The following is a 23,101-nucleotide window of genomic DNA, read 5'->3' on the forward strand; positions in this document are numbered from 1 at the left end:
CGGCGGATCCGGGAAACGGGATGAGCGCGATTCTGACGCCCAAGATGCTGCTGTCCGGCTATGCGCAGGGGATCTTCCCGATGGCGCAAAGCCGCGACGATCCGGAACTCCATTGGTTCGAGCCGCGCCTGCGTGGGATCCTCCCGCTCGACGGTTTTCATGTCTCGCGCTCGCTCGCCCGGGTGATCCGGCGCGGGGTGTTCCGGATCTCTGTGAACACCGCCTTCCGGCAGGTTGTCGAAGGCTGTGCCGCGCGCGACGAGACCTGGATCAACGCGCCGCTCTTCGCGCTATATGACGCCCTGCATGCGCAGGGACACGCCCATGCGCTGGAGGTCTGGAGCGGTCCGCAGTTGGTGGGCGGGGTGTTCGGGGTGACGCTGGGCGGTGCGTTTTTCGGCGAAAGCATGTTCTCGCGCGAAACGGATGCCTCGAAGGTCGCGCTGGCCTATACGGTGGACCGGCTGCGACAGGGCGGCTTCGCGCTGTTCGATACGCAATATCTGACGTCGCATCTGAAAAGCCTCGGCGGGATCGAAATCCCCCGCGCGGAGTATCGCCAGCGGCTGGATGCGGCGCTGCGGCTGCGGGCGGATTTCACCGCCCCCGCGCTGCCGGATCCTCAGTTGATCTTGCAGCGCACGACCCAGATGTCATAGCGCGGATGGTCCAGGCTGGACAGCGCCGGGCTGTCGGCGATCATCCAACCCTCGAATTCCGTCTTCGCCGTCGCCTTCTCCTGAATCACCAGATAGGCATAGGCATTCGACGACGGGTCATCCGCCGGATAGCGGCACTCGCGCAAGGTCACCGTAAGCTGGCCGAACTCAGCCGTCTGGCCGACCGACAAGGGAATATCAGTCGAGGCCCCGGCGATCTTGTCGAGCCCGCGCAATTCGGCACCCGGCGCCTGCGACAGATTCTCCGCCGCCTCCTGCGCGCAGACCGGCGCCGCGATCAGCGCGAGCGCGCAGAGCAATTTCACTGAGACGCCCCATCGGCAGGCGCGTCCTTATTGTCGCCGCCACCCGCGAATTTCATCATCAGGTTCAGCATGGACACGGCGCCCTGCGTATCCGTCACCTCATCCCCCGCGGCGAGGTTCGTCGCGCTGCCGCCGGGCAGGATCTCGATGAAGGTGCCGCCCATCAGCCCCTCGGTCGTCACGATCATCTGCGAATCGTCGGGCAGTTCGATGCCGTTGCGGATCGCCACCACCGTATCGGCAAAGAAGGTTTTCTCATCCAGCCGGATATTGGTGACCGTGCCGATCTTCACCCCGGCCATCCGCACATCGGTGCCGATATCGACCCCCTCGACTGAGCGGAACGAGGCATGCAGCGGATAGGTGCCAAGCGATGGCGCCAGCCCATGCCCCTTCCCGGCCCATGCCAGAAAACCAACAGCAACCGCAAGCACGACGGCCCCGGTCAGGATTTCAACGCGATTTTCGCTCATGTTCTTCCCCGTTCCTTGGGGACTGGCCCCAAGGGACCAGCCTCATTCCGGCTGCCAGGCATCATAATCGCTGCGCGCCACCGGATCGGCGCGGCGCAGCGAGCCGGGCGGCACATAGGCCGCAGGCGTGCCGGTCCGGTTGTCCAGATGCGGCAGTTCCCAGTCCTTGTGCTTCAGCGGCGCCTTGGTCGGCGGCTCGTCCCAGGTGAAATGGATCCAGCCATGCCATTCCGGCGGGATGCGGCTTGCGTCGATCTCGCCATTGTAGATGACCCAGCGGCGCTTGCCGTCGGCGGTCTGGTAATAGGTGTTGCCTTCCGCGTCCTCGCCCACCTTGGTGCCCTTGGCCGTCATCAGGCGCACACCCGTCGACTGTGTACCGTTCCACCAGGTAAATATGCGAAGCAGAAATTTCATGGCATCCTCCGCGGGGCTTCCGCTTCCTTATAGCCGGTTGCGCGGCAAGGTCCAGAGCCGCAAAAGCAAAGGGCGGGCTTTCGCCCGCCCCCAAAAGCGTCAGCCGACGCTCTTCGGTTCTTTCTTGGTGTTTTCCGCATAGATCAGCAACGGCGCGCTCCCGGCATTCACCGCGTCCTCGTTCACCACGACTTCCTGCACGCCATCCATGCCGGGCAATTCGAACATGGTGTCGAGCAGGATGCCCTCCATGATCGAACGCAGCCCCCGAGCGCCGGTCTTGCGCTTGATCGCCCGCTTCGAGATCGCCGACAGCGCATCCGGCGTGAAGGTCAGCTTCACACCCTCGATGTCGAACAGCCGCTGATACTGCTTGACCAGGGCGTTCTTCGGCTCGGTCAGGATGGTCACCAGCGCCGCCTCGTCCAGATCCTCCAGCGTCGCGATCACCGGCAGACGGCCGACGAATTCCGGGATCAGGCCGAATTTCAGCAGATCCTCAGGCTCAAGCTCCTTGAACAGCTCACCCGCCGTGCGCTCGTCCGGCCCCTGCACCGCCGCGCCGAAGCCGATCGACGTGCCCTTGCCGCGCTGCGCGATGATCCGGTCCAGCCCGGCGAAGGCGCCGCCGCAGATGAACAGGATGTTCGTCGTGTCGACCTGAAGGAATTCCTGCTGCGGATGCTTACGCCCGCCCTGCGGCGGCACGCTCGCCACGGTACCTTCCATGATCTTCAGAAGCGCCTGCTGCACCCCCTCGCCCGACACGTCGCGGGTGATCGAGGGATTGTCGGACTTGCGCGTGATCTTGTCCACCTCGTCGATGTAGACAATGCCACGCTGCGCACGTTCGACATTGTATTCCGACGCCTGCAACAGCTTCAGGATGATGTTCTCGACATCCTCGCCGACATAGCCCGCTTCGGTCAGCGTGGTTGCATCGGCCATCGTGAACGGCACATCCAGAATCCGCGCCAGCGTCTGCGCCAGCAGCGTCTTGCCGGTGCCGGTCGGGCCGATCAGCAGGATGTTCGACTTCGCAAGCTCGATATCCGTCTTCGACGAATGATTGAGCCGCTTGTAGTGGTTATGCACCGCCACCGCCAGAACGCGCTTGGCGTGCATCTGGCCGATTACATAATCGTCCAGCACCTTGCAGATGTCGCGCGGCGTGGGCACGCCATCCGTGGATTTCAGGCCAGTGCTCTTCGTCTCTTCGCGGATGATGTCCATGCACAATTCGACGCATTCGTCGCAGATGAACACGGTCGGCCCCGCGATCAGCTTGCGCACCTCGTGCTGGCTCTTGCCGCAGAACGAGCAATAGAGCGTGTTCTTGCTGTCCGGGCCGGGATTGTTCGCCATCGTCTTCCTCTGCTCCTGCCCCGGAAAACGGGGCCCGTGAAAGGCTGCCCCCAAACTTTAGGGCAGCCCCTGCGTCATCACAACGTCAAATATGCGCGTCGCGGATCACTTCTCCGGCTCGGCCTTGCCCCGGCTTTGCAGGATCTCGTCGATCAGGCCCCAGTCCTTCGCGGCTTCGGCCGACATGAAATTGTCGCGTTCCAGCGCGGAAACGACGGTTCCGTAATCGTTGCCGGTATGCTTGACGTAGATCTCGTTCAGCCGCTTCTTCAGGTTCTCGGTTTCCCGCGCGTGGATCAGGATGTCCGTCGCCTGCCCCTGATACCCGCCCGAGGGCTGGTGCACCATGACCCGCGAATTCGGCAGGCTGAAGCGCATGCCCTTTTCCCCCGCCGTCAGCAGCAGAGACCCCATCGAAGCCGCCTGCCCGATCACCAGCGTCGAGACCTTCGGCTTGATATACTGCATCGTGTCGTAGATCGACAGGCCCGCCGTCACCACGCCGCCGGGGCTGTTGATATACATCGAGATTTCCTTCGACGGGTTCTCCGCCTCAAGGAACAGCAGCTGCGCACAGATCAGCGTCGCCATCCCGTCATGCACGGGCCCCGCGAGGAAAATGATCCGCTCCTTCAGCAGTCGCGAATAGATGTCATAAGCACGCTCGCCGCGCGAGGTCTGTTCGACCACCATCGGCACCAGCGTGTTCATGTAAAGGTCGATCGGATCTTTCATTCCTCAGCCTTCCCTAGCAGTCCTGCCTGCAATCCATAGATACGGATCTTTACGAGAGTTCTTAGTGGCGCGCACCGGGCCCTGCAAGGGCAGCCGGTCGAAACCGGAGAACAAAAGCGGGCCTCCGGAACGGAAAAGGGCGGGCCAGGCCCGCCCGCTCTGGCATGCGCCAATGGCCCTAACCCCCGACCGCCTGCCGATACCAGGCCCGGATCGCCGCGCGCTCCGGCCCCTCCATATAGCTCAGATTCGCCGGTGGCATCGCATGGGTCAGCCCGGCCTGCACATAAATTTGATGCGCCGCGCGGGCGACCTCCTCGGGCGTTTCCAGATGGACATCCTTCGGCGCGCGGGTGATTCCATCCATCGCCGGTTCCTTCGCATGGCACATCGCACAGCGCGACATGACGATATCGGCTATCTCGGGGAAGCTCTCCAGATCGGCAAAGCGCTGCTCCGCGGGCGTCAGGGCGGCCTGCTCCTCCTCCTCCACCGGATGGAAGGACGACAGCCAGACGCACAGCGCGAACAGCACCGCCGTCACCCCCCAGGTCCACCAGGGCATGCCCTTGTGCGCGTGATGGGTGTTGAAGAAATGCCGGATCGTCACCCCCATCAGGAACACCAGCGAGGCGATGATCCAGTTGTATTCGCTCGCAAAAGCCAGCGGATAGTGGTTCGACAGCATCATGAACAGAACCGGCAGCGTCAGGTAGTTGTTATGGGTCGAGCGCTGCTTCGCGATCTTGCCATATTTCGGATCCGGCGTGCGCCCGGCCTTCAGATCGGCCACCACGATCTTCTGGTTCGGAATGATGATGAAGAACACGTTGGCCGACATCACGGTGGCGGTGAACGCGCCCAGATGCAAAAGCGCCGCGCGCCCCGAAAACACCTGCGTATAGCCCCAGGCCATGACCACGAGGATGACATACAGCAGCACCATCAGCGTGGTATTGTTGTCCCCGAGTTTCGACTTGCAGATCGCATCATAAAGGATCCAGCCGATCGTCAGCGACCCGGCCGAGATCAGGATCGCCCCCCAGACCGGCAGTTCCAGCACCGTCGGGTCGATCAGGTAGAACTGCGCCTGCGTCCAGTAGAGCAACACCAGCATGACAAAGCCCGACACCCAGGTCATGTAGCTTTCCCATTTGAACCAGGTCAGGTCATCGGGCATCCGCGCCGGGGCGACCATATATTTCTGGATATGGTAAAAACCGCCGCCATGCACCTGCCAGGCCGCGCCGTTCACCCCCGCCGGAGCGTCCTTCTCCGGCCGCAGCCCGAGATCCAGCGCGATGAAATAAAACGACGAACCGATCCAGGCGATGGCGGTGACGACGTGCAGCCAGCGCATGCCGAACTGCGCCCATTCCAGAAAGAACGTGTAATCTAACATCATGTCCCCGTGTTCTTTTCCGCGATGATCGGCCCGCGCCCCCACCTGCACAAGGCCCGGCGCGCCCTGTGGCACGCCTCCTCGACCGGGCGCCTCGCAAACAGGCGCCCGCGCCGGAAATTCAGGCAGTTGCGGGATCAGCTTCCGCGATAGGTCGAATAGCCGAAGGGCGAAAGCAGTAGCGGCACATGGTAATGCGCCGCCGGATCCGAAATCCCGAACCGCAGCGGCACGGTATCCAGAAACAGCGGCTCCGCCCCCGCCTGACCCGTCGCGCGCAGGTAATCCCCGGCGTGGAAGACCAGCTCATAACTCCCCGTCTCGAACGCCCCCACCGGCAGGATCGGCGTGTCGGTGCGCCCGTCGTGGTTCGTCACCGCCTGCGCGATCATCTCCGGCCCCGCGTCGCCGATCCGGAACAGAACGATCCGGATCCCCTGCGCAGGCACCCCCCGCGCAGTGTCAAGGACATGGGTCGTCAGATAGCCGCTCATCGCTGTCTCCTGTCTTGCCCGCCTGTGGCGCGCGGGCTCCTGTTTTACCCGCCTGTGGCGCGCGGGCTCCTGTCTTGTCCGCCCGGGGCGGGGCTTTGGCCAACTATGGCCCGCGGCGGGGAAACCGGCAAGCACCCCCTTGCGCTGCCCGGCCATTCGTCCTTTGATCGCGCAAACTCCCGGAGGCAGACATGATCCGTTATCCCCGCGACATGCGCGGCTATGGCCCCAATCCCCCCGAAGCCGCCTGGCCCGGCGGCGCAAGGGTCGCGGTCTCGCTCGTTCTGAACTACGAAGAAGGCGGCGAAAACAACATCCTGCACGGCGATGCTGCGTCCGAGGCTTTCCTGTCCGACATCAACGGCGCGGGGATGTGGCCGGGGCAGCGGCACTGGAACATGGAATCAATCTACGAATACGGCGCCCGCGCCGGGTTCTGGCGGCTGTACCGGCTGCTCACCGGGATGAACGTCCCGGCCACGATCTATGGCGTCGCCACCGCGCTCGCCCGCAACCCGGAACAGGTGGCGGGGATGAAGGCGGCGGGCTGGGAAATCGCCTCGCACGGGCTGAAATGGGTTGAACACAAGGACATGCCCGAGGACGAGGAGCGCGCCCAGATCGCCGAGGCGATCCGCCTGCATACCGAGGTGACGGGCGAACCGCCAAAGGGCTGGTATACCGGGCGGTGTTCCGCCAACACCGTGCGGCTGACGGCGGAGACCGGGGCTTTCGACTGGATTTCCGATACTTACGACGACGACCTGCCCTATTGGATCGAACTTGGCGACCGTGATCAGCTTGTGATCCCCTACACGCTCGAAGCGAACGACATGCGCTTTGCCACCTCGCCCGGCTATATCGAAGGCGAGATGTTCTTCCAGTATCTGAAGGACAGCCTCGACACGCTGCATGACGAAGGCGGGCGGATGTTCTCGATCGGGCTGCACAACCGGCTGATCGGGCGGCCGGGCAAGATGGCGGGGCTGAAGCGTTTCCTCGATTACGCGCGGGCGAAGGGCGGCGTCTGGTTCGCCACGCGCGGCGAAATCGCGGCGCATTGGGCCGCGCATCACCCGCACCGCCGGATCGAACGCCCCTCGCAGATGACACAGGCGCGCTTTGTCGAACGCTTCGGCGCGATCTACGAACACAGCCCCTGGATCCCGGAACGCGCCTGGGATCTGGAACTCGGCCCGGCGCATGACTGTGCCGAAGGTGTGGCCTCGGTTCTGGCGCGGATCTTCCGCACGGCGACGGAATCCGAACGGCTGGGCGTGCTGACCGCGCACCCGGACCTTGCGGGCAAACTCGCGCAGGCGAAACGCCTCACCACCGAAAGCACCGCCGAACAGGCGTCGGCAGGGCTCGACGTGCTGACCGATGCCGAACGCGCGACGTTTGAAACGCTCAACGCGGAATATGTCGCGAAGTTCGGTTTTCCCTTCATCATCGCCGTGAAAGACAATACGAAGGCGACCATTCTTGATGCCTTCCGCCGACGCATCGGACAGGACCGCGCGACCGAATTCGCCGAAGCCTGCCGTCAGGTCGAACGGATCGCATGGCACCGCCTACAGGATCAGTTCAGATGACCACCTACGCCACGCCCCGCGACGGCCTTCCCGGCCAGATGGAGCTTCACACCCAACGCGCGGTTTTCACCGATGCCTATGCGGTGATACCGCGCGGGGTGATGACCGATATCGTCACCTCCTACCTGCCGGGCTGGGACGACACCCGGCTGTGGATCATCGCGCGGCCGCTGTCCGGGTTTTCGGAGACCTTCTCGCAATATGTGATGGAGGTGATGCCCGGCGGCGGCACCGATGTCGGCGAACCCGATCCCGAGGCGGAGGGCGTGATCTTCGTCACCGACGGGCGGCTGACGCTGACACTGCCCGACGGGCCGCATGAAATGGCGCAGGGCGGCTATGCCTATATCCCGCCGGGGGTGAAATGGTCGCTGCGTGCCGCCCGTCCGCGCGCGGCGAAATTCCACTGGATCCGCAAGATCTACGACCGTGTTCCCGGCGTCGAGGTGCCCGAGGCTTTCGTGACCAACGAACAGCACTTCTCGCCCGCGGGGATGCCGGGCACGAACATGAAATGGGCCACCACCCGTTTCGTGCAGCCGCTCGACCTGCGCCACGACATGCATGTGAACATCGTCACACTGGAACCCGGCGCGGTGATTCCCTTTGAGGAAACCCATGTCCACGAACACGGGCTCTATGTGTTGCAGGGCAAGGCGGTCTACAAGTTGAATCAGGATTGGGTCGAGGTCGGCCCCGGCGATTTCATGTGGTTGCGCGCCTTTTGCCCGCAGGCCTGTTACGCCGGCGGCACCGAACGGTTCCGCTATCTGCTGTATAAGGACGTGAACCGGCACGCGAAGCTGCGCGGGGTTCTGGGAAGGTGAAGATCACAGCGCAACCCCTTACCAAAGAAGCGTTTTCTGCGTTTGGCGATGTGCTGTCCGCCGATGGCGCGCCGGACCGGATCATCAATGCGGGCATGTGCGGACGCTACCACGACCGCGCCCGGCTGGATTTCGGCCCCGAAGGCCGGGCGGGCGTGTCGGTGTTCAAGGCGATCCCCCGCGCGCTGCCCTATACCTTCGATCTGCTGGAGCGCCATCCCGAGGGGTCGCAGACCTTCGTGCCGATGACGGCGGATCCGTTTCTGGTGATCGTCGCGCCGGACGAAGGCGGCCGCCCCGGCACGCCGCTGGCCTTGGTGACGCGCGGGGATCAGGCGATCAGCTTTCATCGTGGCACCTGGCATGGCGTCCTGACCCCGCTGGCAGAGCCCGGCCTGTTCGTGGTGTTCGACCGGATCGGGGCGACGCCGAACCTCGAAGAGGTGGTGCTGGCCACCCCGGTCACGGTCGTCAAAGCACCAGAACAGCCCTGAAATCATTGACATTCGTCAGGGTCGGGCCAGTGATCACCTGCGCCCCGATCCGCGCGAAGATCCCATGCGCATCGTGGTTTTCCAGCGCCTCGGCAACCTCCACCGCGCTGGTCCGCGCCCAGGTTTCCGGCCCGATCAGTGCGCCCGCCACCTCCGCCGCGCCATCGACGCCATCGGTATCGCAGGCCAGAACGTAAATCCCCGGCGCGCCCTGCAACGTGGCCAGCGCGGACAGAACGAATTCCGCATTCGGCCCGCCGGTTCCGGTGGCATCGCGCAGCGTCACAGTGCATTCCCCGCCCGACAGGAACAGCCGCGGCCCGCCCGCGGCCAGCGCCATCCGCGCCTGTTCCGCACCCAGATCGGCGGCTTCCCCCTCCAGCGCATCGCCCAGAATCGTCACCGGCAGGCCCGCCGCCTCCGCAGCCGCTTGCAAAGACCGCGACGGCGCCGCGATGATCCGCGTTTCACAGCGTGACAACCGTTCATCCCCCGGTGTGATCACACCCGAAGGCACCTCCGGCATCGCCACGCCATAGCGCCCCGCCACCGCCCGCGCGGCGGCAACCGGCGTCGCATCCCCCACCGTCGGGCCGGAGGCGATGAACGCCAGGTCATCCCCCGGCACATCCGAAATCACCAGCGCCAGCATCCGCGCCGGATAGGCCGCCGCCGCCAGTTGCCCGCCCTTCACCCGGCTCAGATGTTTGCGGATCGCATTCATCTGCCCGATCGGTGCGCCGGAGGCCAGCAGTGCCGCATTCACCGCCTGCTTATCCGCCAGCGTCAGCCCCTCCGCCGGCGCACACAGCAGCGCCGAACCGCCGCCCGAAATCAGCGCCAGCACGAAATCCCCTTCGCCCAACCCGGCCAACAGGTCGAGCATCCGTTCTGTGGCCGCCACCCCGGCAAGGTCAGGAACCGGATGCCCCGCCTCGACGATCTCGATCCCGCGACAGGGCCGCGCATAGCCGTAGCGTGTGATCACAAGCCCCTCGCACGGGCCCCAGACACTTTCGACCGCCTCCGCCATCCGGGCCGAGGCCTTGCCCGCGCCCACCACCACGACCCGCCCGTCGGGCCGGGGCGGCAGCGCGGCGGGCACCACCGCCATCGGATCCGCCGCCGCGACGGCCACATCGAACAGATGATGCAAAAGGGTTTCGGGTTCCATCATTCGCTCTTGATACGGCCATCGAGGTAAGGCCTGTAACGCTGGGTTTTCGCAAGATAATCCGCCAGAACATCAGCAAGGTCCGGGCCGAAATCATAGGCGTTGATCCCCTCGGCATCCAGTATCTTGTAACCATCGCCGCCGGTGCGGACATAGTTGTTCGTCACCACGCCATAAAGCTTTTCGGGGTCAATCGGTGCCCATGCGTCTCCCTCATGTACCTCGACCGACACCACCCGCGCGCCCGCCGGTTTTGCCGGGTTCCACACGAAGCGCAGCCCGGCCACCTGCGGGAACCGCCCGGCGCCTTGGTCAACCTGACTCAACCCGTTTTCCAGCGCCTTCACCACCGTTGCCCCCTTGGCCTGAAAGGTCGAAAGCGTGTTCTGGAACGGCAGCACGGTCAGCACTTCGCCCATCGTCACCGGCCCGGCGTCGATCGAGGCCCGCAACCCGCCGCCGTTTTCCAGCGCGATCGTCACGCCCTGGCCCTTCGCCCGGTCAAGCATCGCATCGGCGACCAGATTGCCCATTTCGCATTCCGCCACCCGGCATTTCTCGCGCGCGGCGTCGATCGGCGCGGCGGCCTCCGCCACCACCTTTTCGCGCACGGCCTAAATCGGCTTTGCCAGTTCCGCCACCCGCGCCGCCACCTGCGGATCCGGCACCACCGAGGCATCGAGCAGAATGGGCTCCCCACCCGCTGCCTTCAGCTTGCCATCATCATCGAAGGTCAGCTCAAGATGACCCAGATATTTTGAATAAGCGTATGCGCTTACGATGGGAAATCTAATTCACCGTCGTAGGATATTTCGCTGCCCCTTCGATTTCATTGGAAAACAGCGTATGCGAATGCCCGCCGATGATCGCGTCAATCCCCGGCACGGCCTGCGCAATCTCCTGATCGCGTTGGAAGCCGACATGGGTCAGCGCGATGATCTTGGTCACGCCCTGCAACTCAAGCTCCGCCACCTGCGCCTTCAGGCTTTCGATATCGTCGATGAAAATCACCTCCCGCCCCGGCGAGGAGGTTTCGGGCGTATCCGTCGCCAGCGCGGAGACCACACCGATCTTCTGATCCCCCACCGCAAGCACCAACGGCCCGCCGATCCGCCCCTTCAACCCTTTCGACTGGCTCAGGTCGAGATTGCCCGACACCAGCGGGAAATTCACCTTCCCCTCGAACGAGGCCAGCGCCCTCGGCCCGTCGTCGAATTCGTGGTTGCCGACCGCCATCACGTCATAGCCGATCTGGTTCATGAACTCGGCCGTGTCGGAGCCCTTGTAGGTGGTATAGAACAGCGAGCCCTGAAACTGATCGCCCGCATCCATCAGCAACACGTTCTGCCCGGCCAGTTCCGCACGCAACTGCGCCACCTTCGCCGCGATCCGGGCGACGCCGCCGAAGCATTTGCCATCGGCCTCGTCCTGCACATCACAGGTGGCGTCAAACCCGTTGATCGGCTCGATCCGGCTGTGCAGGTCGTTGGTGTGCAGGATATGCAGCGTGTAATCGGCCTGCGCCGTCCCGGTCATCAGGGCGAGCGTGGCGGCGGTGAGCAGCAGACGGGTCATCGGATTCTCCGTGATGGACACGGCCATAGCCTGACCGCAGCCGCAGCCGCTGTCAAAGGCGATTGACCCGCGCCCGGACAAAGGGCATTCCATGCCCATGCTGATCTACAAGATATTCCGCCGGCCCGAATGGAATGCCTTCCGCGACGCGGGGGAAACCCTTGGTGCGCCGATCGACCTTGCGGATGGGTTCATCCATTTCTCGACCGCCGCGCAGGTGACCGAGACCGCGGCGAAGCATTTCGCGACGGAAAGCGATCTGGTTCTGGTCGCGGTCAATGCCGAGGGGCTGGGCCCCGCGCTGAAATGGGAGCCCTCGCGCGGGGGCGCGCTGTTCCCGCATCTTTACCGGGTGCTGCGGCTTGATGAGGTGGTCTGGGACACCTCGTTGCCGATGGGCATTTCCGGCCACATCTTTCCGGAGGTCCTGTTATGAGCCTGATCGAAACCCTTGGTCTTTCCGTGCTGCTGCGGATGGATCCGGAAGTGGCGCATGGCCTGTCGATCCGCGCGCTGAAGACGGGGCTGATGCCGATGCCGGGGCCGGTGAGCGGGTCGCGGCTGGCGGTGGATCTGGCGGGGCTGAAGCTGCCCAATCCGGTGGGGCTCGCGGCGGGGTTCGACAAGAATGCCGAGGTGGTCGCGCCGCTGATGCGTGCCGGGTTCGGGTTCATCGAGGTCGGCGCGGCGACGCCCCGGCCGCAGCCCGGCAATCCGAAACCCCGGCTGTGGCGCCTGACCGAGGATCGCGCCGCGATCAACCGGTTCGGCTTCAACAACGAAGGGGTCGGCACACTGGCCGCGCGGCTGGCGCGACGGCCCGAAGGGGTGCCGGTGGGGCTGAACCTCGGCGCGAACAAGGACAGCGCCGACCGCGCCGCCGATTTCGCATTGGTGCTGCGCGAGGCCGGGCCGTTCGTGGATTTCGCCACGGTCAATGTCAGCTCGCCCAACACCGAGCGGCTGCGCGACCTTCAGGGCCGCGATGCGCTGGCCGCGCTGTTGAAGGGCGTGATCGAGACCCGCGACGGGCTGCCGCGCCGGGTGCCGGTGTTCCTGAAGATCGCGCCTGATCTGACGCCCGCCGAACTGGAGGATATTGCCGAAGTCGCGCGCGGGTCCGGCATCGACGCGGTGATCGCCACCAATACCACGCTGTCGCGCGACGGGCTGCGCAGCCGTTTCGGCAATGAGGCGGGCGGGCTGTCCGGCGCGCCGCTGTTCGAGCGCTCGACCCGGGTTCTGGCGCGGCTGTCGCACCTGACGCAGGGGCAGATCCCGCTGATCGGTGTTGGCGGCATCGGCTCTGCGGAACAGGCCTATGAAAAGATCCGCGCCGGTGCGACGGCGGTGCAGGTCTATACCGCGATGGTGTTCGAGGGGCTCGGGCTGATCCCGAAGATCGCGCGCGGGCTGGATGCGCTGCTGGCGCGGGACGGGTTCGCCTCGGTCTCCGAAGCGGTGGGCACCGGGCGGGAGAAATGGCTGTGACGGTGACGATCTGGCACAATCCGCGCTGCACGAAATCGCGCGAGACGCTGGCCCTGCTGCGCGAACGCGGGGTGGAGCCGATGGTGCGGCTCTATCTGGAGGATCCGCCGACGCGGGCGGAATTGGTGGAGGTGCTGGCGAAGCTGGGGCTTCCGGCCTCGGCGCTGGTGCGGTGGAAGGAAGAGAGCGCGCCGGAGCGGGGGGCTTCGGAGGATGCCATTCTGGATGCGCTGACCGCCACGCCGCGGGTGATCGAACGGCCGGTGGTGATCGTGGGCGAGCGTGCCCGGATCGGACGGCCACCGGAAGCGGTTCTCGACCTGTTGTAAAGCGGAGCGGCCACCCCAAGGGGTGGCCGCAAGCCTTTTCCTGGGACTTCTTCGCCTATTCGGCGAAGATGTCCTTCTTGTGGGTGTCGCCGGGCACGAAGATCGCGCCGATGATCACGGTCATCACGGCGATCACGATCGCATACCACAGGCCGGCGTAGATATTGCCCGACTGTGCCGAGATCGCGAAGGCGGTCGCGGGCAGCAGACCCCCGAACCAGCCGTTGCCGATGTGATAGGGCAGCGACAGGCCGGAGTAGCGGATCCGGGTCGGGAACAGTTCGACCAGCATCGCCGCGATCGGGCCATAGACCATCGTCACCAGCAGGATCAGATAGGTCATGATGATGATCGCCGTCAGCTTCTGCACCGTGAAGATGTCGAAGAAGTGGTTGGCCTTGGCCACGGTGGAGTTGGCCTCACCCGACATCGGATAGCCAGCCGCCGCCAGCGCCGCGTTGACTTCGGTGTCGAAGGTCTTCTTCGCCGCCGCCAGATCGTCGCCGGACAGGGCGCTCGCGTCATAGGACGGGATCACCTTGCCTTCGATCGTCACGGTCGCGGGTTGGCCCGCCGGGCCTTCTTCGGTGATCGAGTTGACCGACAGCTTCGACAGCGACGCCTTGGCGATGTCGCAAGACGAGGTGAACTTCGCCGTGCCGGTCGGGTTGAACTGGAACGAGCAGTCGTTCGGGTCCGCCGTCACGATGACCTGGGTCTGCTGCGCGGCATAGAGCGCCGGGTTCGCCGTATGGGTCAGCGCCTTGAACACCGGGAAGTAGGTGAGCGCCGCGATCAGACAGCCGCCGAGGATGATCGGCTTGCGCCCGATCCGGTCCGACAGCGAGCCGAAGAACAGGAACCCGCCCGAACCGAGGATCAGCGACCAGGCCACCAGTACGTTCGCGGTGAAGCTGTCCACCTTGATGACGTTCTGGATGAAGAACAGCGCGTAGAACTGACCCGAGTACCAGACCACAGCCTGACCCGCAGTAAGGCCGAGCAGCGCGATCAGGGCGATCTTGCCGTTCTTCCAGGTGCCGAAGGCTTCGCGCAGCGGCGCCTTCGATTGCGCGCCTTCCTGCTTCATCTTCTTGAACGCCGGGCTCTCTTCCATTTGCAGACGGATATAGAGCGAGATGCCGAGCAGGAAGACCGAGCCGAGGAACGGGATCCGCCAGCCCCAGGCGTCGAAAGCCTGGATCATCTTGGTCGTGCCATCGGGGTTCAGGACCGGGTTGCCCGCGAGGTCGAGCACGGCCACCGGCGGATAGGCGCCGTTGACATAGCCCTGCACCAGCAGGATGACGATCAGCGACAGCAGCAGGCCGAGGGTCGCCGTGGTCTGGATGAAGGCGGTGAAGTAGCCGCGACGGTTCTGCGGCGCGTGTTCCGCCACATAAACGGCTGCGCCGCCGTATTCCCCACCGAGCGCGAGACCCTGAAGCATGCGCAGGATGATCAGGATGATCGGCGCCGCGACGCCCCAGCTCGCATAGCCCGGCAGCAGGCCCACGATGAAGGTCGAGAAGCCCATGATCAGGATGGTGGCGAGGAAGGTGTATTTCCGCCCCACGAGGTCGCCCAGCGAGCCGAACACCAGCGCGCCGAACGGCCGCACGATGAAGCCCGCCGCAAAGGCCAGCAGCGCGAAGACGTTGCGCGTGGCTTCGGGGAAGGCGGTAAAGAACTGCGCGCCGATGATCGCGGCAAGCGACCCGTAAAGGTAGAAGTCATACCATTCAAAGATCGTGCCCGCGGAGGAAGCAAGGATGACCTTCTTCTCCTCCTTGGTCATCGGGCGGGACCGTTCGGCCGCCACATTGGTGTTGTATGATGCCATCGGCTCTCCTCCTGACGGCCGGTGCTGCCGGCCTCCCTGTGACATGTGTCCACCCCTGCCGGAACGGGACCACCCCTCCGGTGCACCGCTCGGACAGCGGTGGACGCCTGTTTGCTGATGCCCTGGGGCGTTCAGCCTCCCCTTCCGGCCGCGCATCGGCGATGCGCGGCGGCCTTCTCAGACCGTGATCGCGGCCACGATCCCACCAAGGGCGGCGCGCACATCGGCGATGGAACCCATCGCATCGACCCGCGCCAGAACGCCCAGATGGTCGTAATGGTCGATCAGCGGCGCCGTCTGGGCGTGATAGGCCTCCAACCTCGCACGCGCCGTTTCGGCAGTGTCGTCGGCGCGGCGCTTGAACGCCGTGCCGCCGCATTTGTCGCAAACCCCCGCATGGACGGGCTGTTTGAAATCGTCATGATAGCCCTCGCCGCAATCGGCGCAGGTGTAGCGCCCGGCGACGCGGGCGATCATCGCCTCGTCGTCCACCTCAAGGCTGACCGCCGCATCGACCCGCTGGCCGCTTTCCGCCAGCAGCCCGTCGAGCGCCGCCGCCTGCCCCGCCGTGCGCGGGAAACCGTCGAGGATCACCCCCTTGGTCACATCGGGTTCCGCCATCCGGTCCTTCAGGATCGCAAGGACGATCTCGTCGCTGACAAGGCCGCCTGCCTCCATCACCGCCTTGGCCGCGAGGCCCGCGGGCGTGCCCATCGCCACCGCCGCGCGCAGCAGGTCGCCGGTCGAAAGCTGCACGAGGCCGAATTCCTCCTCCAGCATCCGCGCCTGCGTGCCCTTGCCCGCGCCCGGAGGCCCGAGCAGGATCAGGACGGCCGGTCTGGTTTCGACGGCATCCATGCTCACCCCCGGTTCATGCGGTTTTCGATCAGATCCTCGACCACCGACGGATCGGCGAGCGTCGAGATATCCCCAAGCGCGCCATAATCGTTTTCGGCGATCTTGCGCAGGATGCGGCGCATGATCTTGCCCGAACGGGTCTTCGGCAGGCCGGGCGCCCATTGGATCAGGTCGGGCTTGGCGATCGGGCCGATTTCCGTGCGGACCCATTTCTCCAGATCGGCCCGCAGCGCGTCCGAGGGTTCCTGATCGTTCATCAGGGTGACATAGGCGTAGATGCCCTGCCCCTTCAGGTCGTGCGGATAACCGACGACCGCCGCCTCGGCCACCGCCGGATGGGCGACCAGCGCGGATTCGACTTCGGCCGTGCCCATCCGGTGGCCCGAGACGTTGATCACGTCATCGACCCGACCGGTGATCCAGTAATAGCCATCCTTGTCGCGCCGGCAGCCGTCACCGGTGAAGTAATAGCCGCGATACTGGCTGAAATAGGCTTCCTGGAAGCGCTCGTGATCCCCCCAGAGCGTGCGCATCTGCCCCGGCCAGCTGTCCGAGATCGCCAGAACCCCTTCGCATTCCACCTCGCCGATCCGGACCGCCGTCTGCGGATCCAGAACGACGGGCTTCACCCCGAAGAACGGATTGGTGGCCGAACCCGCCTTCGTCGGCGTCGCCCCCGGCAGCGGGGTGAGGATATGCCCCCCGGTCTCCGTCTGCCAATAGGTGTCGACGATCGGGCATTTGCTCTTGCCGACGTATTTGTCATACCAGACCCAGGCTTCCGGGTTGATCGGCTCGCCGACCGATCCCAGCACGCGCAGCGAGGACAGGTCGTATTTCTCGACCCATTCCGCGCCTTGCCCCATCAGAGCGCGGATCGCCGTCGGCGCGGTGTAGAACTGCGTTACCTTGTGCTTTTCGCACACCGCCCAGAACCGGCCCGCGTCCGGATAGCTCGGCACGCCCTCGAACATGATCGTGGTCGCGCCATTCGCCAGCGGGCCATAGACGATATAGCTGTGCCCGGTGACCCAGCCGACATCCGCCGTGCACCAGAACACATCGCCTTCCTTGTAGTCGAAGACATATTCATGCGTCATCGCGGCATAGGCCAGATAACCGCCGGTGGTATGCACCACGCCCTTCGGCTTGCCGGTCGAGCCCGAGGTATAGAGGATGAACAGCGGATCCTCCGCCCCCATCGGCCGCGGCGGGCATTCGGGGGAGACCTGCTCCATCAGATAGCTTACATCGACGTCGCGGCCCTGCACCCAGGAAATCTGATCCCCGGTGCGGCGCACGACGAGGCAGCGCACCTTGTCCGAGCAGTGCAGCAGCGCCGCATCGGTATTCGCTTTCAGCGGCGTCTTGCGCCCGCCACGGGGGGCGAAGTCGGCGGTGATCACCAGCTTCGCGCCGCAATCGTTGATCCGGTTCGCCAGCGCATCGGGCGAGAACCCGGCGAAGACGATGGAATGGATCGCCCCGATCCGCGCGCAGGCCAGCATCGCATAGGCGGCTTCGGGGATCATCGGCAGGTAGATCACCACCCGGTCGCCGCGCATCACGCCCTGCGACAGCAGCACGTTGGCGAAACGGTTCACCTGTTCGGACAGGTCGCGATAGGTGATGTGCTGCGCGGGCTCGTTCGGGTCATCGGGCTCGAAGATGATCGCGGTCTGGAGCGCGCGGTCCTTCAGGTGCCGGTCGATACAGTTCACCGAAGCGTTCAGGACGCCATCCTCGAACCACTTGATCGAGACCTTGCCGAAGGTGAAATCGGTGTTCTTCACCTTGGTATAGGGCTTGATCCAGTCGAGGCGCATCCCCTCGCGGCCCCAGAACTTGTCCGGATCCTCGATCGATTCGCGATACATCTCCAGGTATTTCGCCTGGTCGGCATGCGCATTCTCGAAACCCGGCGGGACCGGGTGCATTTCGGGCTCCGCAACGACCTGTTCCTGAACAGTCATGAGCTCTCCTCCTCCTCAGTCGGATGGCCTGAAGGCCGCAACTCCACCCCCGGCTGGGCCGAAGGCGCTCTACTCCCCGACATCAGTGTAAACCGGAACAGTGTATTTGCGTAACCCCCTATGTTTACTGATTTTTCCTGTTAATTTATTCACAGGATAAGCGATAATGTGGTAAATTTACGGAAATATCGCGAAGATTTGACCTTGTGTTTCAAGTGCTTGCCTGTTGACTCCATCCGGATTGTGCAACCGCAGGAAAAATCATCGAAAAATGCCGCGCCGCAGCATCGTGAGGCGGCATCCGGAGGGCCGTGCCAATTCGTATCGGGCGCGCGCCCGGTCAACGCGGAACCATGGGCGGCTGACCGCCCGCGCAGGCTTGCCTTGGGCATCGAGGCGCTTTACCGAAGGTGCCTGACGCCCTCATCACCCGCCGCACCATGATCACGCAGACCGACCCGATCCGCCCGACCGATGACGAGGCCCGCGCCCTCGCCCGCCGCCTGATCTCGGGTGCACGGTTCGGCGCGCTCGGTGTGATCGACCCGGACAGCGGGTTTCCCGCCGTCACCCGCATTGCGCTCGGTTCGGGGCCGGAGGGCGGGCTCTGGACGCTGGTCTCCGGGCTTTCGGCGCATAGCCGGGCGCTGCGGACCGATCCGCGCGTGGGGCTCTTGGTGGGCGAACCCGGGGCGAAGGGCGATCCGCTCACCCATCCCCGCCTGAGCCTGCGGGCCGAGGCGCAGCCCCTGAACCGCGACGATCCGCGCCACGGTGCCGCCCGTGCGCGCTGGCTCGCCGATCATCCGAAATCGAAGCTCTACATCGACCTGGGCGATTTCTTCTTCGTCGAGTTCCGGCTCCTGTCCGGCGCGCTGAACGGCGGGTTTGGCAGGGCGTTCCGGCTGGATGCCGGGGATCTGACTTGCCAGTGCGCACCATAGGCCTAATCTTCGCGCCAACCCGCAACCGGAGGATTCCCGATGACCGATACCCCCTATGTTCCGCCGAAGGTCTGGACCTGGGATCAGGACAATGGCGGCAAATGGGCCTCCACCAACCGCCCCATTGCCGGGCCGACGCATGACGCGGAACTGCCGGTCGGCAAACATCCGTTCCAGCTTTATTCCCTCGGCACGCCGAACGGGCAGAAGGTCACAATCCTGTTCGAGGAACTGCTGGCCGCAGGCCATGAAGCGGAATACGACGCCTGGCTGATCGACATCGGCAAGGGCGATCAGTTCGGATCGGGCTTCGTCGCGGTCAACCCGAACTCGAAGATCCCCGCGCTGCTCGACCGCTCCGGCCCCGAGCCGATCCGCGTGTTCGAGTCGGGCGCCATCCTGATGTATCTGGCCGAGAAGTTCGGCGCCTTCCTGCCCACATCGGGCGCCGCGCGGGCGGAAACCCTGTCCTGGCTGTTCTGGCAGATGGGCTCCGCCCCCTTTGTCGGCGGCGGCTTCGGCCATTTCTACGCCTATGCGCCGGTGAAGATCGAATATGCGATCAACCGCTATGCGATGGAGACGAAGCGGCAGCTGGACGTGCTGAACCGGCGGCTGGCTGATACAGAATATGTCGCCGGGCCGGAGTATACGATCGCCGATATGGCGATCTGGCCCTGGTATGGCGGGCTCGCGAAGGGCTGGAACTACGGCGCGGGGGAATTCCTGTCGGTGCAGGAATATCCCAACGTCATCCGCTGGGCGGATCAGGTCTTCGCGCGCCCGGCGGTGAAGCGGGGCCGGATCGTCAACCGCACCACCGGCGATCCGTCCGAACAGCTGCGCGAACGCCACGACGCGCACGATTTCGACCGCCTGTGACATCCGGGCCGAAGCCCGAAGGAAAGCGTAATGCCGCTGATCGAAGACCACCCTCTGCGCCTTGCGCTTGTGAACGAACTGCATGCCCGGCCCTACCCCACGATTCAGGGGCCGGCGCATGTCGTCCATGTCGCGATCAAGGAGCCGCGCGACGCCGCCAACCGGGACCGCGCCCGTGACCATGCGCATCTGTGCGATCTGCTGGAGCGTAACGGCGCGCCGCTGCCGCCCGCGGATGCCGGGCATCTGGCCTGCGCGCTTGGGCGGCATCATCTGATCTGGGAAAGCCATACCGAATTCGTCTCCTACCTGACCCATACGCCCGGCCTGCCCGGTCGGGCCTTCGACCCCGCCGAAACGGAGGTCTTCCCCGCCGACTGGCTGGCCGCCGCGCCGGGTCGGCGCATCGCGGCGGTGCAGATCCGCATCGACATCCTGCCCGACGACCCCGACACGATCGTGCCGATGGTCGAGGACTGGTTCGTGCATGAAAGCCTGGTCTGCGCCTGGGTGCTGGACGGGGCCGCCGTCGTCGCGACCGATTTCCGCGTCGATGCGAACGGCCAGATGCGGTTCGCCATCTTCGCCCGCCCCGACACCGGCCCCGGGCGGATCGGCCGGATCGTGCAGCGCCTGTGCGAGATGGAGACCTATCGTGCGATGTCGATGCTGGGCCTTGGCCGCGCGCGGGAACTGACGGCGCGGATGAACGCGCTGGAGCCCGGGCTGTCGGAGCTGGTCAATGGCATGGGCGAAGGCCCGGCCGAGGAGACGCTGCAACATCTGCTGGCGGCTTCCGCGGAACTGGAGGGGCTGGCCGTCCACCACAGCTTCCGCTTCGGCGCGACCGGCGCCTATGCGGCGATCGTGCGCGAGCGGGTCGAGGTGCTGCGCGAGAGCCGTTTTCAGGGGCGGCAGAAATTCGGCGAGTTCATGCTGCGCCGCTATGAGCCCGCGATGCGCACCGTGCAATCGGCGGAGGCGCGGCTGAACGCGATGGTCGAACGCGCCTCGCGGGCGGCGGAACTGCTGCGCACGCGGGTCGAGGTGGCGCGGCAGTCGCAGAACCAGAAGGTGCTGGAAAGCATGGATCGCCGCTCCGACTTGGCGCTGCGGCTGCAACACACGGTCGAGGGGCTGTCGGTGGTCGCGATCAGCTATTACGCCGTCAGCCTCGCGGGTTATCTGACCTATCCGGCGGCGAAGGCCGTGGGGATCAGCAAGGAAATGGCGGTGGCCGGGCTGACGCCGCTGGTGATCCTCGGCGTCTGGCTGATGGTGCGCCGGATCCGCAAGGGCTTCCACTGAAGCCCCTGCGCGGTGAGCCCGTCAACGTTTCCCGGTCACACGGGTCAGGGCAGGATCCGCACGCCGCCCTTCGCCGCCGAGGACGCCAGCATCGCATAGGCCTTCAGCGCGGTCGAAACATGGCGCGTGCGCGGCGCTTCGGGTTTCCACGGCAGCGGCCCCTTCGCGGCACGGCGTGCTGCAAGCACGTCGTCCGGAACGGCCAGGTTGATCGTCCGGTTCGGGATGTCGATCTCGATCACGTCGCCGGTTTCCACCAGACCGATCAGCCCGCCCTCTTCCGCCTCCGGCGAAACGTGGCCGATCGACAGCCCCGACGTCCCGCCCGAGAACCGGCCATCGGTCAGCAGCGCGCATTTCTTGCCCAGCCCCTTCGATTTCAGGTAGCTGGTGGGGTAAAGCATCTCCTGCATCCCCGGCCCGCCGCGCGGCCCCTCGAAGCGGATCACGACAACCTCACCCTCGGTCACCTTGCCGGTGAGGATGCCGGAAACCGCGTCGTCCTGCGATTCGTAAACCTTGGCCTTGCCGGTGAATTTCAGGATCGAGTTCATCCACCCCCGCCGTTTTCACGATGCAACCGTTCAGCGCGATATTGCCGAACAGCACCGCCAGACCGCCATCCTTCGAGAACGCATGTTCAGCCGAACGGATCACGCCCTTTGCCCGGTCGCGGTCCACTTCGGTGTAGCGGTTCGCGGTCGAAAACGCCTGCGTGGTGCGCACGCCGCCCGGGGCCGCGCGATAGAACTCATCCACCTTCGGATCATTCGCCGTGATCACGTCCCATTTCGCGATCGCCTCGCCCAGCGTCGGCGTGTGGACGGTGCGCACCCCGGCGTGGATCAGCCCGGCGCGGTGCATTTCGCCCAGAATCCCCATGATGCCGCCGGCGCGGTGGACGTCCTCCATATGGACCTCCTGCTTCGCCGGGGCGACCTTGCACAGCACCGGCACCTTGCGGCTCAGCCGGTCGATGTCGTCCATGGTGAAATCGACCTTGCCCTCATAGGCGATGGCCAGCAGGTGCAGCACGGTGTTGGTGGACCCGCCCATCGCGATGTCAAGGCTCATCGCATTCTCGAACGCGTCGAAGGTGGCGATGTCGCGCGGCAGCAGGCCCGCTTCCTCGCCCTCATAATGGCGCTTGGTGATCTCGACGATCTTGCGCCCGGCCTCCAGGAAAATCTCCTTGCGGTCGGCATGGGTCGCCAGCATCGAGCCGTTCCCCGGCAGCGCGAGCCCAAGCGCCTCGGCCAGACAGTTCATCGAATTCGCCGTGAACATGCCCGAGCAGGAGCCGCAGGTCGGGCAGGCCGCCTTTTCGATCGCATCCACCTGCTCGTCGGTATAGCTGTCATCGGCGGCCACCACCATCGCATCGACCAGATCGAGGTCATGCGCGATGATGTCCTTCGAGATCTTGCCCGCCTCCATCGGCCCGCCGGACACGAAGATCACCGGGATGTTCAGCCGCATCGCCGCCATCATCATGCCCGGGGTGATCTTGTCGCAGTTGGAAATGCACACCATCGCATCGGCGCAATGGGCGTTGACCATGTATTCCACGCTGTCGGCGATCACCTCGCGCGAGGGCAGCGAGTAAAGCATCCCGTCATGGCCCATCGCGATGCCATCGTCGATCGCGATCGTGTTGAACTCCTTGGCGACGCCGCCCGCCTTCTCGATCTCGCGCGCGACCATCTGGCCCAGATCCTTGAGGTGGACGTGGCCGGGGACGAATTGCGTGAACGAATTCACCACCGCGATGATCGGCTTGCCGAAATCCCCGTCCGTCATGCCGGTGGCGCGCCACAGGCCGCGCGCGCCCGCCATGTTGCGGCCGTGGGTGGATTTGCGGGAACGGTAATAGGGCATCTGGCTTCTCCGGGGCTCCGCCCGAGTGGCGGTATCGCGTCCTATTACGCGCGCGGCGC

Annotated in this window: 21 protein-coding genes and 2 pseudogenes; 10 read left to right on the forward strand and 13 right to left on the reverse strand. The window is 65.0% G+C overall.

Translation table 11 applies throughout. The features are described 5' to 3' along the window. The first annotated feature begins 20 nt into the window (after window positions 1–20). Complete coding sequence (aat, locus tag QM789_RS10625) at window positions 21–659, forward strand: leucyl/phenylalanyl-tRNA--protein transferase (protein WP_420351881.1); 639 nt, start codon at window positions 21–23, stop codon at window positions 657–659. Here aat and QM789_RS10630 read toward each other — a convergent pair. From QM789_RS10630 to uraH, 7 genes are all read right to left on the reverse strand, one after another. Next, the gene (locus QM789_RS10630) at window positions 623–985 is read right to left on the reverse strand and encodes a DUF2155 domain-containing protein (RefSeq protein ID WP_420351882.1); all 363 of its coding nucleotides are present in this window, start codon (window positions 983–985) and stop codon (window positions 623–625) included. The two genes, aat and QM789_RS10630, sit on opposite strands and share 37 nt — an antisense overlap. After that, entirely contained in the window at window positions 982–1,458 is a 477-nt protein-coding gene (locus QM789_RS10635; RefSeq protein WP_420351883.1) for an outer membrane lipid asymmetry maintenance protein MlaD, read from the reverse strand. The genes QM789_RS10630 and QM789_RS10635 overlap by 4 nt, the downstream gene beginning before the upstream one ends. 42 nt (window positions 1,459–1,500) lie before the next feature. Further along, on the reverse strand, window positions 1,501–1,875 hold the full coding sequence (locus tag QM789_RS10640) for an NADH:ubiquinone oxidoreductase subunit NDUFA12 (RefSeq protein WP_420351884.1): 375 nt from the start codon (window positions 1,873–1,875) through the stop codon (window positions 1,501–1,503). Between the two features lie 99 nt (window positions 1,876–1,974). Then, on the reverse strand, window positions 1,975–3,240 hold the full coding sequence (clpX, locus tag QM789_RS10645; protein WP_420351885.1) for an ATP-dependent Clp protease ATP-binding subunit ClpX: 1,266 nt from the start codon (window positions 3,238–3,240) through the stop codon (window positions 1,975–1,977). Window positions 3,241–3,345: 105 nt separating this feature from the next. Further along, window positions 3,346–3,975: an ATP-dependent Clp protease proteolytic subunit gene (locus QM789_RS10650; protein ID WP_420351886.1), complete on the reverse strand. Its 630-nt coding sequence runs from the start codon at window positions 3,973–3,975 to the stop codon at window positions 3,346–3,348. Between the two features lie 178 nt (window positions 3,976–4,153). Continuing rightward, entirely contained in the window at window positions 4,154–5,377 is a 1,224-nt protein-coding gene (locus tag QM789_RS10655; protein ID WP_420353288.1) for a urate hydroxylase PuuD, read from the reverse strand. Between the two features lie 137 nt (window positions 5,378–5,514). Beyond that, a complete protein-coding gene (gene uraH, locus QM789_RS10660) occupies window positions 5,515–5,871 on the reverse strand; it encodes a hydroxyisourate hydrolase (RefSeq protein WP_420351887.1) in 357 nt (118 codons plus the stop codon). A 191-nt stretch (window positions 5,872–6,062) separates the two neighbouring features. Here uraH and puuE point away from each other — a divergent pair, with 191 nt between their 5' ends. From puuE to QM789_RS10675, 3 genes are read left to right on the forward strand one after another with little or no spacing between them, the layout of a single operon-like run. Then, entirely contained in the window at window positions 6,063–7,466 is a 1,404-nt protein-coding gene (puuE, locus tag QM789_RS10665) for an allantoinase PuuE (protein ID WP_420351888.1), read from the forward strand. Continuing rightward, window positions 7,463–8,293 carry a bifunctional allantoicase/(S)-ureidoglycine aminohydrolase gene (locus QM789_RS10670; protein WP_420351889.1) on the forward strand — a complete coding sequence of 277 codons (831 nt, stop codon included), beginning with the start codon at window positions 7,463–7,465 and terminating at the stop codon, window positions 8,291–8,293. Before puuE ends, QM789_RS10670 begins: the two co-directional genes overlap by 4 nt. Continuing rightward, complete coding sequence (locus tag QM789_RS10675) at window positions 8,290–8,787, forward strand: ureidoglycolate lyase (RefSeq protein ID WP_420351890.1); 498 nt, start codon at window positions 8,290–8,292, stop codon at window positions 8,785–8,787. Before QM789_RS10670 ends, QM789_RS10675 begins: the two co-directional genes overlap by 4 nt. Here QM789_RS10675 and QM789_RS10680 read toward each other — a convergent pair. Further along, on the reverse strand, window positions 8,765–9,964 hold the full coding sequence (locus QM789_RS10680) for a glycerate kinase type-2 family protein (RefSeq protein WP_420351891.1): 1,200 nt from the start codon (window positions 9,962–9,964) through the stop codon (window positions 8,765–8,767). The two genes, QM789_RS10675 and QM789_RS10680, sit on opposite strands and share 23 nt — an antisense overlap. Then, window positions 9,961–11,536, reverse strand: a pseudogene (locus tag QM789_RS10685) (bifunctional metallophosphatase/5'-nucleotidase). The gene QM789_RS10680 and the pseudogene QM789_RS10685 overlap by 4 nt, the downstream one beginning before the upstream one ends. A gap of 97 nt (window positions 11,537–11,633) precedes the next feature. On the opposite strand from QM789_RS10685, the gene QM789_RS10690 reads away from it, so the two are divergent. The 3 genes from QM789_RS10690 to arsC are packed head-to-tail and all read left to right on the forward strand — an operon-like array spanning window position 11,634 to window position 13,356. Beyond that, window positions 11,634–11,972 carry a DUF952 domain-containing protein gene (locus tag QM789_RS10690; RefSeq protein ID WP_420353289.1) on the forward strand — a complete coding sequence of 113 codons (339 nt, stop codon included), beginning with the start codon at window positions 11,634–11,636 and terminating at the stop codon, window positions 11,970–11,972. After that, on the forward strand, window positions 11,969–13,027 hold the full coding sequence (locus QM789_RS10695; RefSeq protein WP_420351892.1) for a quinone-dependent dihydroorotate dehydrogenase: 1,059 nt from the start codon (window positions 11,969–11,971) through the stop codon (window positions 13,025–13,027). Before QM789_RS10690 ends, QM789_RS10695 begins: the two co-directional genes overlap by 4 nt. After that, a complete protein-coding gene (gene arsC / locus QM789_RS10700) occupies window positions 13,018–13,356 on the forward strand; it encodes an arsenate reductase (glutaredoxin) (protein WP_420351893.1) in 339 nt (112 codons plus the stop codon). The genes QM789_RS10695 and arsC overlap by 10 nt, the downstream gene beginning before the upstream one ends. Window positions 13,357–13,411: 55 nt before the next feature. On the opposite strand, the gene QM789_RS10705 is transcribed toward arsC, so the two are convergent. The 3 genes from QM789_RS10705 to acs form a co-directional block, all read right to left on the reverse strand. Beyond that, window positions 13,412–15,199, reverse strand: coding sequence for an MFS transporter (locus QM789_RS10705; RefSeq protein WP_420351894.1), 1,788 nt, complete (start codon window positions 15,197–15,199; stop codon window positions 13,412–13,414). 177 nt (window positions 15,200–15,376) lie between these two features. Then, window positions 15,377–16,057, reverse strand: coding sequence for an adenylate kinase (locus QM789_RS10710; RefSeq protein ID WP_420351895.1), 681 nt, complete (start codon window positions 16,055–16,057; stop codon window positions 15,377–15,379). Between the two features lie 2 nt (window positions 16,058–16,059). Continuing rightward, window positions 16,060–18,030: an acetate--CoA ligase gene (acs, locus tag QM789_RS10715; protein WP_420351896.1), complete on the reverse strand. Its 1,971-nt coding sequence runs from the start codon at window positions 18,028–18,030 to the stop codon at window positions 16,060–16,062. Window positions 18,031–18,470: 440 nt separating this feature from the next. Between acs and QM789_RS10720 the strand changes: the two genes are divergently transcribed. The 3 genes from QM789_RS10720 to QM789_RS10730 are packed head-to-tail and all read left to right on the forward strand — an operon-like array spanning window position 18,471 to window position 21,164. Beyond that, a complete protein-coding gene (locus tag QM789_RS10720) occupies window positions 18,471–18,974 on the forward strand; it encodes a HugZ family protein (protein WP_420353290.1) in 504 nt (167 codons plus the stop codon). Between the two features lie 39 nt (window positions 18,975–19,013). Further along, the gene (yghU, locus tag QM789_RS10725; RefSeq protein WP_420351897.1) at window positions 19,014–19,856 is read left to right on the forward strand and encodes a glutathione-dependent disulfide-bond oxidoreductase; all 843 of its coding nucleotides are present in this window, start codon (window positions 19,014–19,016) and stop codon (window positions 19,854–19,856) included. A 30-nt stretch (window positions 19,857–19,886) separates the two neighbouring features. Beyond that, window positions 19,887–21,164, forward strand: coding sequence for a DUF3422 family protein (locus QM789_RS10730; RefSeq protein WP_420351898.1), 1,278 nt, complete (start codon window positions 19,887–19,889; stop codon window positions 21,162–21,164). Window positions 21,165–21,208: 44 nt separating this feature from the next. On the opposite strand, the pseudogene ilvD reads toward QM789_RS10730, so the two are convergent. Next, window positions 21,209–23,042, reverse strand: a pseudogene (ilvD, locus tag QM789_RS10735) (dihydroxy-acid dehydratase). Window positions 23,043–23,101: the final 59 nt, after the last annotated feature.

The sequence above is a fragment of the Paenirhodobacter sp. genome, from assembly GCF_047600745.1.
Taxonomy (GTDB): Bacteria; Pseudomonadota; Alphaproteobacteria; order Rhodobacterales; family Rhodobacteraceae; genus Rhodobacter.